Below are 14,898 nucleotides of genomic sequence, written 5' to 3' on the forward strand. Positions count from 1 at the left end.
CCTTTTGTGTAAAAGTTTTACTGGATTCGGTTAGAAGTTTTTCTGATGTACGGGAAGTTCAATTAATAACTCGGTTCCTTGTCCTGGTATTGACGAACAACTGATTTTACCTGCATGTTTTTCCACGATTATATTGTAACTAATAGACAATCCCAAACCAGTACCTTTACCAACAGGTTTTGTACTAAAGAAAGGATTAAAAATCTGAGAAAGTGTATCTGAATTCATACCAAGTCCATTATCGGCAATGCAGATCGAGATCCAATTTTGCTCTAATAACTCAGTAGTGATTTTGATATAACCCGGATTTATTTGAGCTTCTTTTGATGAACGGGCATTAGACTCTTCTATAGCATCAATAGCATTAGCTAATAAATTCATAAATACTTGGTTGAGTTGACTGGAATAACAGTCTACTAATGGTAAAGAGCCATAATTTTTGATAATCTGAATTTTAGAATTTAGTGAGTCAGTTTTGAGTCGATGTTGCAAGATTAGTAAAGTGTTATCAATACCCTCATGAATATTAACTGACTTTATTTCTGCTTCATCCAAACGGGAGAAGTTGCGTAAACTCAAAACTATCTGGCGGATGCGATTAGCCCCGACTTTCATAGAAGATAGCAATTTGGGTAAATCTTCAAGCAAAAATTCCAGATCGATATCTTCTTGTTCTGCAAGTATTTGAGGAGTTAAATCGGGTGAGTGTTGCTCGTAAATTTTGATTAGGCGTAATATATCTTCAGTGTATTCACTTGCATGAGCAATATTTCCATAAATAAAGTTAATTGGGTTATTAATTTCATGAGCTATACCAGCAACTAGTTGACCTAAACTAGACATTTTTTCCTTTTGAACCATCTGTAACTGGGTAGCTTGTAGTTGTCTTAGTGTGAGTTCTAACTGTTGTGCTTGTTCTTTCAAACACACATTTTTTTCATTTAATTCCTGTGTTCTTTCTTCGACTTTTAGCTCCAGATTTTTGCTATAATTCTCTAATTCCTGGTTAGCTTGTTGCAGATTATCATTTAATTTAGATAAATTAGTATAAAGCTTTGCATTCTCAATGGAAATAGCTGCTTGAGAGGCAAGAATTTTTAAAACTTCTAAACGTTCCGTAGTAAATGCATTTGCTGTTAAATTATTTTGCAAATACATAATACCGATGAGTTTACTTTGATGAATAATCGGCGTACATAAAATAGACTTACATTGATTGCTAACAATATAAGGGTCGCTAACAAATATGCCTTCACAACTAGCATTACCAAGAACAACACTTTCTTTAGTAGTAACAACATAATTAATAACTGATACTGGTAAATATCGAGTATTATCTAAAGGCATTGATGTTTCTTGTAATAGCTTATTGTGATTAACGCCCATTGCAGCTTCTATTACCATTTGTCCATTTTTTTCTAAAAGTAAGCAGCTACTTTGTGCGCCAGCATTTTCCATCACAATTGTCATCAAATTTGCTAGCAAATCATCTAGTATAATTTCGCTAGAAATAGCTTGCGAGGCTTTAAAGACTGTATTTAAATCAAAAGATGCTAAATTGCTTATTTTGCTTGAAGTAGTGGGTAGAGGTGACTTCAAACTAGATGATTCATGATTTTTTCTTAATGGACAATAGTCAGGATATTTGGATTCTAATTCATTGATTTTTGTAATAGCTCCCCAACGTATATATGCATGATAAGATTCTTTGATGTAGAAAATTGCTTGTTTATCTCTATTGCGAGAAAAGTAAAATTCTGCTGCCAATTCATTGGCTAGTGCTTCTTCTTGAAGAAATCTTTGTTCTTTTGCTCCTTGAATCGCTAGCTCATAATACTCCATTGCGACAAAGGTATGCCCTAAAATTCGAGCTTTTTCCGCTTCTACTAGATAGTATTTATGCTGATAGTTAGCAGGAGCATGACTAGCCCATAGCTGCATTTTTTCCTGATTGGCATTAATAATAGTTAGATATTCTTGTTGAATGTCAGGTTCAACATTGGCATATAAACCAATCAAGGCTAAGGAATAATATAAGTTGTGGATGCCAACTGACATCATTCCCATAACACCACTTATATATTCTGAAGCTAATTTGGCATTATCAACTGCTTGGGCGTAATCCTTGAATAAGTAAAGGAGAATCATTTTGGCAATATAAACAACAAATAGAGAAGTAGCGTTGTTCGTTTCTTGTAAATATGCGATCGCTGATACTTCATCAAAACTATCGCCAACTAAAAGATATTTATTTTGTGATAAACCTTGTAAATTTAATGCCAGTTGATGCCAAATTTTAATGTAGTTAATAGGGAAATCTAGTTGAAATTTTTGTAGCAAATCAATATATGATGCTTGCTGTTGAGCTACTAATTCGAGTTGTTCTCCACTAAAAAATATATGACCGCAATAGTGAACAGAACAATAGCCAGCGTACTCTAAATCTCCAATTTCTAATGCGGTTTGAATTCCTTCTTGGAGTGGAGCAATTGTTTCTCTAATATGCTCTTTCCAATGAATAGTAAAACCATAAAATGGGGCATATACTTTGCTTTTAAGTTCAATAGCTTGGAATTGCTCTAATATTTGCCAAGCTATTTGACCAGAGTGATATCCAGCATCAATATTTTCTAGATAGCCACACAAAAGCATACCATAATAAGCGTACCCGTGGGCAGCTAAAGGTGAATGACCGTGCTTAATGCAGAGATTGACAACAGTCAAGATTATCTGAGGAAAATTTGTTTTTGTCGGGTTAGTAATGAAAGCAGCACCAGCAATGGTAACAAGGATTTTTAAAGCCGCTAGGATGCAAGGATCTGTAACAATTGGATAATTTTCTAAATCTTGGAGTTGAGGTAAATTAGCTATAGTACTTTGTTTGTTTGGTGTTTCTGATAGAGATACTCCTAGCTTGGCGATCGCTTCTAGTCCAGCATCAATGGCTTGAAGCATTTGATTTTGAGCCATATAGAACTGGATCTGTAATTGATAAGCTTTGACTAGATCCAGCAGATTAGTGGCTTTTTCTAAAACTGTTTCAGTTAGGATAGCTGCGCGTTTAAAGTTAGCATTTAGGTATTGTAATTCTACGCTTTCTAGATGCAGTGCCAGCATCAGATCGTAGTTACTTTCCCAACTTGATAAGTTAAGCAGTTCTAGTCCGACTGTTGCATAACTCAAAGCAGCTTCGTATGCTGATGCTGCTTTTGCTTTTTGGCTAGCGATTAAATTTAATTTTGCTAGTCTATCTTTTTTGGACTGTTCGCAAATAAACTCAGTACCAAAATTTAGATGATTGACAATATCAAAAATCTTTTCTTCAATCTCTTCTGTTTGGTAAGAATCTAATAATAGTTGCCCAATTTTTAGGTGAGTTTGTTTTCTTTGGGATTCTGGGATGAGGGAATAAGCTGCTTGCTGGACGCGATCGTGTAAAAACTTATATGAAACTTTTAATTCGTGGGAAGCTATAGAGCTAGATGTATCTTCGTCAAAAAACAACGGAGCTTTATAGTTCTCACTTAGTGGCAAAATTAAACCTGCTTGCAGTGCTTTCCATAAATCAGATGCGGTTTCTGATTGAGATTTTTCATTGACAATTGCTAGAATATCTATACTAAAGCGATTTCCTATACAAGCAGATAATTTTAAAACTTCTTGTGTTTCTTTAGGTAATTTTTTAATATTTCTCGCAATTAATTCTATGGCATCATAATCTGTAATACCAACCGTTTGAATTTGATTGATTTCCCACTGCCATACTCCACTATTAAAATCAAAGTTTAATAGCTTTTCCTGATACATTGTTTGGAGTAGCTGGTTGATGAAAAAAGGATTACCTTGAGTTTTGCTAAAAATTAAATTAGCTAAAGTTTTTGTTTTTTCTGTAGTGCTATGGAAGGTATCAACTATTAATTCATGAACATTTAAAAGGTTTAAAGGTTGTAAGATGATATTGTTTATGACTGTTCCTGATTGCTGAATTTCATTTAAATTTTGAAACAAATAATGAGTCGATATAACTTCGTTATCTCGATAAGCTCCAATCATTAATAAATACTGGCTACCAGGTTCAATCATCAGCATTTTAATCAACTTTAGCGATGCTAAATCTGCCCATTGTAAATCATCTAAAAATAAAACTAGTGGGTGTTCTTTCTGAGTAAACACCTGAATAAATTTTTGAAATACCGTATTAAAGCGATTTTGTGATTCAGTTGCTCCTAGCTGTGGAACAGATGGCTGTTGACCAACTATTTTTTCAATTTCGGGAATAACATCAATAATAACTTGACCAATATCGCCAAATGCTTCTAAAAGTTTTTGTTTCCAAATAAGTATTTTTTCATAACTTTCTGTTAATAACTGTTGGGTTAATTCCTGAAATGCTTGAATTAAACCTGCATAAGGAACGTTACGCTTAAATTGATCGAATTTACCAGATATAAAATATCCCCGTTGCCGGATAATGGGTTTATGAATTTCATTAACCAAGCAAGATTTACCAATCCCTGCATAACCAGAGACTAACATCATCTCGGTTGTTCCTGCGCTTACTCGGTCAAAAGCTGATATAAGACATGCTACTTCTTGTTCGCGCCCATACAGTTTTTGAGGAATAGTAAACTGACTAAATTTATCTAATTGCCCAGGAATAAATTTTTCAATTTTGCCATTATTTATTAATTGTTTAAGACAAATCTCTAAATCTGCTTTTAGCCCTAAGCCACTTTGGTATCTTTCTTCAGCAGTTTTAGATAATAATTTGATTATTATATTAGATAATGCCTCTGGAATTTGTGGGTTAACTTGATGAGGAGGTAGAGGTTGTTTTGCAATATGAGCGTGAATTATTTCTAAGGCATCGGTGCAATTAAATGGTAACTTAGAGGTGAACAGTTCATACAAAGTTACGCCTAAAGAGTAAAAGTCTGTGCGGTAGTCAATTGACCTATTCATCCGCCCTGTTTGCTCTGGAGACATATAAGCAAGTGTGCCTTTGAGCAAATTCGGATTACTGATAATTGCATTTTCTTTTGATAAACGTGATGCAATGCTAAAATCAGTTATTTTAACTTGCATTATTTTAGGATTAATAATTATATTTTGTGGCTTAATATCTTTATGAATAATATGTTTTTCGTGCAATTTAGCAATAATATCAGCAAGTTGAATGGCTATTTTTAAGCAATCTATGATATTAAGTTTAATATCATCTATATATTGTTTTAGATTTTGCCCTTCAATATCCTCTAAAACTAGAGTAATACAATTTTGAAAATTTTCTAATCTGTATACTTTGATAATACCAGGCAAATCTATAGAGCTAGAAATTTCGTACTCATGTTTAAATACTGTAACATATTCAAGATTAGAATATTCACTTTTAAGACTTTTTAAAATAACATTTTTCTGATTTGCAGTATCGTATGCTCTATAAACAACAGTTTCTAGACTGTCAGAAATTTTTTTTAGATTATTATATTTCAAGCTTGTAACCATCGTTTTATATTTGAGTTGTTTTCTGTTTTTAAAGAATATTCTGAATCTATTGAAATATTTATATATATGTTCAAATAATTATTGTTTTGCCGAATTAATCTATAATATTTAATATTTTAAACCGCAAAAATGTTTTATTATTATAAATTAACTTGTTATATTTTACTAGTTATAAAACTGGATTGTAATCGGCTAATATACTATTGTTTTGTAAAATTAGATCGACCAGCCTCTATGTAATTACCGTAGGAATTTAATTTCCAATTTAAAAAAATGTTGAGTAATAAGGTAAGGATTCAGGTCTAATATTGAGGAAACAAAGAAGGACGAGACGCACTATTATTAGAGTCAGCAATTAGACCCTGTGCAAAAAAATCAATAACAGACCTACTTTAACGACGACAGGTTTGAACCACCGTCAACAAATTGGCAGTATGACAAAACCGCTCCATCGAACGAGAACCACCACAAACCTTACGTTTTGTGACAGCTAAACGCAGCGATCGCTAACCTCTGTTTAAAGTCCGACATCACAAAATCACGTTGCTCCCGCAATAATATCGTGTCCAGTTAAAGACTTATCATTTAGAGGGCAGGGGAGCAGGGAGCAGGGGAAAGAGGGTTTCCTGGTTTTTGCACAGATGTGGGAGTTATAACTAATTAGGCGGACATGATATAACTTACTTTCTGGAGGTGATGGCAATGATTATCTCTCCACCTCTGGCTGACGGATATAGAGCGAACTTTCGTTTTAGTGCTTCAAGCAATAACACAGCTAATCAATTTAGGAGGTGTATAAAACAGATGGGAGGATGAGGAAGTATTTTCTTGCCAATCTTCCCATCCCTTTTACTGCCTCAATAAGACAATTTTGGAATCCTAAATTAATATTCTAGTTTCCCAAATAAGTTACTTCAGTTTTTCGTAAGCAGCCAAAATAATTTTCTCTGTTTCTTCCCAGTTAATACATTTGTCAGTTACAGAAACACCATATTTTAATTCTTCTTTTTTCCCAGTAATTGGTTGATTGCCTTCATAGATATTCGATTCCAGCATCATACCAACTATTGATGTATTGCCGTCCAATATTTGCTCAATAATATTTTCCAAGACGGTAGGTTGTAATTTGTAGTCTTTATTTGTATTGCCGTGGCTACAATCGATGACAATTCTTGGCGATAAGTCTGCCTCTTTTAATTTCTTTTCTACTAGACTAACGCTTGCTGCATCAAAGTTTGGCTGATTACCACCTCTTAAAATGACGTGACCGTAGGCATTACCTTTTGTTTGAAAGACGCTGACTTGTCCGTTTTGGTTAATACCCAAAAAATTATGAGGGTTTCTAGCTGATTGTAGGGCATTTAAAGCGACTTGAATATTGCCGTCAGTACCGTTTTTAAAACCCACAGGCATGGAAAGTCCGCTTGCCATTTCCCGATGAGTTTGCGATTCGGTGGTGCGTGCCCCAATGGCTGACCATGTAATCAGTTCGCTAATGTATTGAGGTATAATTGGATCTAGTGCTTCTGTACCAGCAGGTAGTCCCAATTCTGTAATTTTTAATAATAGCTGGCGTGCAATTAATAAACCATTTTCTACATGAAAAGAATCATCCATTTCTGGATCGTTAATCAATCCTTTCCAGCCTACGGTTGTTCTTGGTTTTTCAAAATAAACTCGCATAATTAGCAGCAGCTTATCTTGGACTTTCTCAGCCAATACTTTCAATCTTTGGGAATATTCGATCGCTGCTTCGGGATCGTGAATCGAACACGGCCCGACTACTATGAATTTGCGGCGATCGCGAAAATCTAAAATATCTTCTATTTCTTCTCTATACCTTAAAACTGTTTGTTCCGCTAATTGAGTTAATGGCAATCTCGATTTAATTTCATTGGGAGTTAAGAGCACGCGATCGCTCTCGATGTTAGCATTAAATAATTGGTGGTTGTGCATGGAGATTTTCTCGGATGTTTCTGAGTGGAATTTAATATACACAGTTTTGAACGAAAATACAATATGAGTTAAGATTTTGTCTGAAAATATTTATAATAAGACCTTATTTTAGTGAAATAATTACTGTTATGAAGATTTGACTTTCTTGTAGTATTGCTGTTTTTAATTAATTAAAATAGAGATGAATTCACAGTTATATATAAGTGTCAATTGATGCCAAGATTTCAGACAAAATTTTGTTTTCACCTTAATAACTGATAACTGTTGACTAATTTAAACTAACCCCCAAGGACGCCAAAGCAGAAGGAACGATGGTTTAGTGGAAGTTTACATTAGAGTTGGTCAAAGAAGGCAATAGTATAATTAAGCTACTGCGCTTATTATCGCAGATAGAGTGTTTGATATCATATACTGACAGCAAGAGAACTTTGTAGACCCTTGTGTGGCTAGTTTTGCATAAGATTAAGAAATATTGTTTTTGCTCGATTGATTATGTATGTAAAGGTGTTATCTGCTTCAATCGATGACAAACCACTCATCCAAAGGATGATGGAGCTTTATCAGTATGACTTTTCAGAGTTTGAAGATCGAGACCTCAACGAACATGGTTACTTTGGATACCCTTATCTAGATTATTACTGGATTGAAAGCGATCGCTACCCGTTCATTGTGCGAGTAGGGAAAAAGCTTGCTGGATTTATTTTAGTGAACCAATTCACATACATTGCAGAGAGTGAATATTCGATTGCAGAGTTTTTTATTTTACGAAAATACAGGCAACAAGGAATTGGTAAGCTGGCTGCTTCTCAAATCTTCAACCGATTTTGTGGTAAGTGGGAGATTTATCAAATGAGCACAAATACAGTCGCTCAAAAATTTTGGCGCAGTGTCATTGCAGAATATACAACAGGGAAATTTACAGAAATTGCCATTGATGATGGCGATCGCCAAGGAATGATTCAATGTTTTGATAACACCTCAAAATGTTCCTTGAATCATTCCGCCGTCTACTTGCAGCATGACTCCATTCACAAATGAGGCTGCTGGCGAACTCAAAAATACTGCAACATTGGCAAACTCTTCTGGTGTTCCCATACGACCTAAAGGAACTTTAGCATTGATTTTGGCGATTTCTGCTTCTTTTGTTTCGCCACTTTTACTAATTTGAGCGTTGATTAATTCTTCGACTCGTTCTGTATATGTCCAACCTGGTAAAATGCTGTTGACGCGAATTTGATCGCTACCCAATTCTTGGCTGAGAGTTTTAGTTAGACCAATAACCGCTAATCGAATGGAATTAGACAATACCAAATTTTGGACTGGTTGTTTGGTGGAGGTTGAGGTGATAGTTAGAATCGCTGGTGCAGGAGATTGACGCAAGTGAGGTAAAGCGTATTTTATTAGACGGACTGTACTGAGCAAATTCAAGTTAACGGAAGTTTCCCAGGTAGCTACATCGATATCATCAAAAGTACCAGCGGGCGGCCCTCCAGCGTTGGTAACCAGGATATCCAACCCGCCAAATTTCTCCACTGTGGCATCAATCACCCGTTCAATATCTGTTTGACTGGTGACATCTGCACGCAGAGATAGTATTTCTGCACCTGTTTCGCTGCTAATTTCCGCAGCAGCTTTGTCAACTAATTCGCTGCGGGCGCAGATCGTGACTTTTGCACCCTCACGGGCAAATTGCCTTGCTGTAGCTTTGCCCAAACCTTTACTAGCAGCTGTTACTAAGGCGACTTTACCACGGAGTTGCAAATCCATAATTTTGATGTTTATTGAATAGAACTCAGGAGTCAGAATTCAGGAGTCAGAATTCTGAATTCTAAATTCTGACTCCTTCTCATAGTAACTTGAAGCCCAGGTTATTGAGAACTTGCCGCAAGCGATCGCGTCCTCTCAATGACTCGACAGTTGCAATCCGCCCGGCTGAGTGTTCTGACCAATCGCCAGGAATGTTCATCTTTTGTTCAGTATAGAACTCTTTGATGATGTTATTGTAATGAGCGATCGCTTCATCTTGTTCTGTCAATTTATAGGTTTCGCGGTGCAGTACAGCCGATTGTGGCAAGCGTGGCTTAATTGCAGCATTCACTTCTGGATTTGGATAGCCTACACACAACCCAAACACAGCATACACAGAAGAAGGCAAATTCAAGATTGCTGCTACTTCTTCTGGGCGGTTGCGGATTCCACCGATATATACTGTTCCCAAACCCAAGGACTCAGCCGCGATTGTGGCATTTTGCGCTGCCAACGTTGCATCAACCGTCGCCATGACAAACATTTCCAAATATTCCAAACCATCATGGGATATGCCGCGACTGTCAGCAACATAAGCCAGACGTGCCAAATCTGCTAACCACACCAAGAATAAAGGTGCTTGGCGGATGTGTGCTTGATTTCCAGCCAACTTTGATAACTCATCTTTGCGTTCTTGGCTTTCGACTGCAACCACACTCCAAGTTTGCAAATTTGAAGAAGTAGATGCAGATTGGGCGGCTGCAACTAGCAACTCCAGAGTTCCAGGTGGTAAAGGATCTGAAAGATAAGCACGAATCGAACGGTGAGATAGTAGTGATGTCAGAGAATCATTCCATTCAATTTCGGAATTAAAAGGAATTTCACCGTAGCGCGATCGCAATAGTTCTATAGGATTGGTCATCCGTAATTCTCCAATTCAAAATTTTAAAACGCAATAGGGAAAGAAAGTTTCTTGGCCTCAGGGTTTACCATCAGTTTATGTCCTAACCCAACTCGCAACCATAAATTAGGAGTTGGATTTTTTCTAGATTCTGAATTCACCAATTCTGACTCCTGAATTCTGAATTCTGAATTCTTCTATATTTTTGGTGAAAACGCAGCGTATTGTTCTTTTGTTAACACTCCATCTCTGACGTTAACTTTTTTGGGAATCAACTTTAACTGATAATATGTATCAGCTACTTGTTGCTGTAAATTTATCAGTTCATCATTAATTGGTACAATCCCAAACGTCCGCCTATTAGTAGCTTTTCTCATAGTTTCTATGTCAATTCCTAACACAGATGAGAGAGTTTGCGCTACTTCTTCTCGATGGGTTTTAGCCCATTCTTCTAGCTGTTGAATTTCCTCCAATACTGCCTTGACAATTTGGGGATTTTCAGTTGCAAATTTCCGAGTTGTTAAATAATATCCCCCCTGTTTGTTAATTCCTGTGCCATCAATCAGGACTCTAGCTTTAGTTGCTTCTTGAGCCGCTGCATAGAACGGGTCCCAAATTACCCAAGCGTCTACACTACCCTTAACAAATGCGGCGCGAGCATCAGCTGGCGGCAAATATTTAGGCTCGATTTCACTATATTTGACTCCTGCTTTTTCTAAAGCTTGGACTAACAATAAGTGGGCGCTAGAGCCTTTTTGAAAAGCAATTTTTTTGCCTTTGAGATCCGTCACTTTTTGAATTGGAGAATTTTGGGGAACAAGAATTGCTGAACCGCCAGGACTAGCAGCAATACCAGCCACATAAGTTAATGATGCTCCTGCTGCTTGGGCAAATATTGGTGGTGATTCTCCTACATGTCCAAAGTCAATACTACCCACATTCATAGCTTCTAGCAATTGCGGCCCCGCAGGAAATTCAATCCATTCCACAGATATCCCATCTGGTGACAACCGCTTTTCTAAAACACCTTTATTTTTCAATAAAATATTCGATTTTTGAAACCCAAATCGCACTAATGTTGCTTTGCTAGAAGCAGAATTCGCCACAGATGTAGCACTATGATTAGGAGAATTAACAGTCGATGTTGATGAACAAGCAGCAAATAGCAAGCTCAAACAAACACCAGTAACAAAAGCCCCCGCTATTGGTAAAAAAGAACAAAAGAATAATTTATTTTGGTTGTTAAATAAATTCCTGATTGCGATCGAGGATATCCACTTGGCAATTAAGCGGCGAAAAATTTGGTTAACCATTAAAATCATCCTTTTGGACTATATTAATACTATATACCTATAGGGTTACCGTAGTATATTCTTTGAGGATGGAGAATTGGGCAGTGGAAAGAGTCAGAGGTATATGGGGGGTTCATCTGAGATAGCTGCGAAGGGGCAGTTTGTAAAGTTTTGTAATACAAACAAAGCAAAACCCTTGATCTACGCTTGTTTCAAGACCAAGCGTTACTTGAATCCTCCAGTTAGAGACCATTTATAAAATAAATCTTAGGGAACTCCAATAAATAAATTATTTAATCTTGTAGGGTTAGCAATATGAGTGCCCAGTTCACAGGGCGGGCTTTTCGGCCCATCCTACAAGGAATATTGGGATATTTTATTACTTGAAAGTTCCGTAAGTAAGTGTGTTACGGCTTTAGCCTAACGTTCTCTGAAAAGTAAAATAAAAATAAAATTTGCAGAATTCGTATTTACAAATTTTATTTTCCTTCTATAGTAGGAATACATGAGTTAATCATCCTCCTCTCGAAATAAATCCTGACACGAAAAAGTTAACTCTTATTATTTTGAATAGAGATAACTTTTGTTTTTTCCCTTTATGTCTACTCTGCAAGAAAGACTACTGTCTGGGAACTGTTAGTCTTCTATGACATTAAGGATAAACGTCGTATGGGTGAGATTTACATATTATCTATCAGCAACACCTAACCTGTAGGCGGTTGTCGGTTATAAATATTGAGCGTATTTCCTAAACACCAACTTTTAGGAGAAAATCACATGGCTATGACAGTGGAAACAGCCCAGTTAAACAACCAAAGTATCTTGCAAAATTTTGGTTTGGTTGAAGAAATGGACGAACAAGCTGCGGAAATAATTTCTGGTGGCTCTGAGGAGTTTACGATCAGAAACAACACACGAGGGAACATTACCTACAACTTAGATGGTTATGATGTGATAATTCAACCAGGTGAAGAATTATATCATATTACCTATGAAGGAATAATTGATTTTAATACGTACAGTGGAAGTGCCTTTTTAGTGCTGAATAAATCATACAATTTGTCCGATGGACAAGTATATGAATTTCAAAACAACTACGACACTGCTAATTCCTATGATATTGATCTTTATCCAGTATACTCCTAATCAAATTGTTAGTTAAGAATAGGACTTAGGAGTCTTTATATTCCAGTCTTGATTAGATAACGAGCAACAAATGAAGTCCTTTTAGCCACTTCAATAATAGTTTTTCTTCGTAAATCCTAATTCAATATAGTCAAGTCATTTGACTTAACTGTAATTTTCTCTTCAAGAATTGCGTCTGTAAATGAAATACAAAATTGTCCTTCAACACAGTGAAGAAGATTGTGGTGCAGCCACTTTAGCTACGATTTCTCAACACTACGGACGCACATTTACCCTTAACCGCGTGCGGGAAGCTGTTGGTACTGGGGCGAGAGGAACTACTCTGTTGGGATTAAGGCGGGGTGCAGAAGCCCTGGGATTCCATAGCAGGCAAGTTAAAGCCACTCCTCAACTCATCAACCAATTAGATCGAGCTCCTTTACCTGCGATTATTCACTGGAAAGGCTACCACTGGGTAGTATTATACGGACAAAAAGGGAAAAAATATGTAATTGCTGACCCTGGTGTTGGTATCCGTTATCTGACTCACGAGGAGTTAATTAAAGGTTGGAGTAATGGGGTGATGCTGCTACTCCTTCCCGATGAAAGCCGCTTTTATCAACAAGAATCAGATAAAATTGGCGGTTTTGGACGTTACCTGCAACGGGTTTATCCCTATCGGTTTATCATAGCCCAAGCGATCGCCATGAATATCGCCATTGGGCTACTTTCCCTCGCATCACCCTTCATGATGCAACTTCTCACCGATGATGTCTTAGTGCGGGGAGATACCCAACTATTAACCACTGTTGCTATTGGTGTTGTCGCCCTGAATTTAATTAGAAGCGCCATTGGTTTAGTACAATCGCACCTTATCGGTTATTTCAGTCAAAGATTGCAATTAGGACTAATTCTAGAATACGGGCGCAAACTCTTACATTTACCCCTATCTTATTTTGAAGGACGACGCAGTGGGGAGGTTGTCAGCCGCATTTCTGATGTTCACGCTATCAATAACTTAGTTTCCCAGATTGTCCTCGGATTACCCAGTCAATTTTTTATTGCTGTAGTCTCCTTGGGCTTTATGCTTTTTTACACTTGGGAGTTAACTCTGGTTTCTATAGTTGCATTTCTCATTGTTACGGCTGTTAACTTGCTTTTCTTACCAGCACTGCGTCAAAAAACCCGCAATATGATTGTTTTTGGGACAGAAAACCAAGGTTTTTTAGTAGAAACCTTTCGGGGAGTACAAGTCCTAAAAACTACCCAAGCTACACCCCAAGCCTGGGAAGAATATCAAGGAAATTTTGGTCGTCTGGCTAACTTGGGCTGGAGTACCATGCAGCTAGGACTTTACAGCACTACAGTTACCAGTATTCTTTCGACATTGATTAATATTGGTATTCTCTGGATTGGTAGCTATTTAGTAATTAATCGGACTTTAACAATCGGACAATTGATTGCCTATAACGGTATGAGTGGCAATCTTTTAGGCTTTTTAAGTTCTGCTATCGGCTTAATAGATGAATTTATAACTTCCCAAATAGTTATTCAACGTCTGACAGAAGTTATTGATGCTACTCCAGAAGATGAAAATGATGTGAAAAAGCAGTGGGTAGAAATTCCTGGAAATACAGATATTACTTGCGCTAAAATTAATTTTCACCACACAGGTAGAGTTGATTTATTACAAGATTTTTCCGTAACTATTCCTGGTGGTAAAGCAATTGCTCTAATTGGTAAATCTGGCTGTGGTAAAAGTACCCTAGCAAAGTTGATTACTGGTTTATATATAGTTCAATCAGGAAATATTCGCTATAGTTTCTATAATCAGCAAGATATATCTTTAGAATGTTTGCGGCAACAGGTGGTTTTAATACCACAAGAACCTCATTTTTGGAGTCGGTCTATTCTGGATAATTTCCAATTTAGTTATCCTCACATTAGTTTTGCAGACATTGTTAGAGCTTGTCAAATTACTGGTGCTGACGAATTTATCAGCGAACTACCTGATAAATATCAAACTGTTTTAGGAGAATTTGGAGCCAATCTTTCTGGAGGACAAAAGCAACGATTAGCTATAGCTAGAGCCATAGTTACTGACCCACCCATCCTGATTTTAGATGAATCTACCAGCGCCCTCGACCCAGTGAGCGAAGCACAAATACTAGATAGGCTTTTAGACCATCGTCATGGTAAAACTACTATTTTAATTAGTCACCGGACTAAATTGATCCAGCGTGCAGATTGGATAATTTTTTTAGAAAAAGGTCGGTTAAAAATTCAAGGGACAGCGGAAGATTTAGGACAAGTTAATGGTGAACATTTAGACTTTTTAGATGATGTGATTTTGAAGATGAATTCGGTCTAACT

8 protein-coding genes and 1 pseudogene are annotated in these 14,898 nt (G+C 36.8%); 3 read left to right on the forward strand and 6 right to left on the reverse strand.

Going from position 1 to position 14,898, the window contains the following annotated elements:
- Positions 1-30 precede the first annotated feature (30 nt).
- The 3 genes and pseudogenes from NSTC745_RS21130 to NSTC745_RS21140 form a co-directional block, all read right to left on the reverse strand.
- Entirely contained in the window at positions 31-5,505 is a 5,475-nt protein-coding gene (locus tag NSTC745_RS21130; RefSeq protein ID WP_445632691.1) for an ATP-binding sensor histidine kinase, read from the reverse strand.
- Positions 5,506-5,807: 302 nt separating this feature from the next.
- Positions 5,808-6,011: pseudogene (locus NSTC745_RS21135) on the reverse strand (IS66 family transposase); the annotation flags it as partial.
- A gap of 403 nt (positions 6,012-6,414) precedes the next feature.
- A complete protein-coding gene (locus NSTC745_RS21140; protein ID WP_445632692.1) occupies positions 6,415-7,461 on the reverse strand; it encodes a 3-deoxy-7-phosphoheptulonate synthase in 1,047 nt (348 codons plus the stop codon).
- Positions 7,462-7,965: 504 nt separating this feature from the next.
- On the opposite strand from NSTC745_RS21140, the gene NSTC745_RS21145 reads away from it, so the two are divergent.
- Positions 7,966-8,499, forward strand: a complete 534-nt coding sequence (locus tag NSTC745_RS21145; RefSeq protein ID WP_445632693.1) for a GNAT family N-acetyltransferase — start codon at positions 7,966-7,968, stop codon at positions 8,497-8,499.
- On the opposite strand, the gene NSTC745_RS21150 is transcribed toward NSTC745_RS21145, so the two are convergent.
- The 3 genes from NSTC745_RS21150 to NSTC745_RS21160 all read right to left on the reverse strand — a co-directional run bounded on the left by NSTC745_RS21150 (position 8,440) and on the right by NSTC745_RS21160 (position 11,421).
- Positions 8,440-9,228 carry an SDR family oxidoreductase gene (locus NSTC745_RS21150; protein ID WP_445632694.1) on the reverse strand — a complete coding sequence of 263 codons (789 nt, stop codon included), beginning with the start codon at positions 9,226-9,228 and terminating at the stop codon, positions 8,440-8,442. The two genes, NSTC745_RS21145 and NSTC745_RS21150, sit on opposite strands and share 60 nt — an antisense overlap.
- Positions 9,229-9,307: 79 nt before the next feature.
- A complete protein-coding gene (locus NSTC745_RS21155; RefSeq protein ID WP_445632695.1) occupies positions 9,308-10,129 on the reverse strand; it encodes an NADPH-dependent oxidoreductase in 822 nt (273 codons plus the stop codon).
- Positions 10,130-10,305: 176 nt separating this feature from the next.
- Positions 10,306-11,421: a sulfonate ABC transporter substrate-binding protein gene (locus tag NSTC745_RS21160; protein WP_445632696.1), complete on the reverse strand. Its 1,116-nt coding sequence runs from the start codon at positions 11,419-11,421 to the stop codon at positions 10,306-10,308.
- 714 nt (positions 11,422-12,135) lie between these two features.
- Here NSTC745_RS21160 and NSTC745_RS21165 point away from each other — a divergent pair.
- Positions 12,136-12,546 carry a hypothetical protein gene (locus NSTC745_RS21165; RefSeq protein ID WP_445632697.1) on the forward strand — a complete coding sequence of 137 codons (411 nt, stop codon included), beginning with the start codon at positions 12,136-12,138 and terminating at the stop codon, positions 12,544-12,546.
- Between the two features lie 181 nt (positions 12,547-12,727).
- Entirely contained in the window at positions 12,728-14,896 is a 2,169-nt protein-coding gene (locus tag NSTC745_RS21170; protein ID WP_445632698.1) for a peptidase domain-containing ABC transporter, read from the forward strand.
- The last annotated feature ends 2 nt before the right edge of the window (positions 14,897-14,898 follow it).

It is taken from the genome of Nostoc sp. DSM 114161 (genome assembly GCF_052692665.1).

Bases quoted from the DNA above. Each gene is read 5' to 3' on its own strand.
- NSTC745_RS21130 (WP_445632691.1), bottom strand. From the start codon at position 5,505: ATGGTTACAAGCTTGAAATATAATAATCTAAAAAAAATTTCTGACAGT.
- NSTC745_RS21140 (WP_445632692.1), bottom strand. From the start codon at position 7,461: ATGCACAACCACCAATTATTTAATGCTAACATCGAGAGCGATCGCGTG.
- NSTC745_RS21150 (WP_445632694.1), bottom strand. From the start codon at position 9,228: ATGGATTTGCAACTCCGTGGTAAAGTCGCCTTAGTAACAGCTGCTAGT.
- NSTC745_RS21155 (WP_445632695.1), bottom strand. From the start codon at position 10,129: ATGACCAATCCTATAGAACTATTGCGATCGCGCTACGGTGAAATTCCT.
- NSTC745_RS21160 (WP_445632696.1), bottom strand. From the start codon at position 11,421: ATGGTTAACCAAATTTTTCGCCGCTTAATTGCCAAGTGGATATCCTCG.
- NSTC745_RS21170 (WP_445632698.1), top strand. From the start codon at position 12,728: ATGAAATACAAAATTGTCCTTCAACACAGTGAAGAAGATTGTGGTGCA.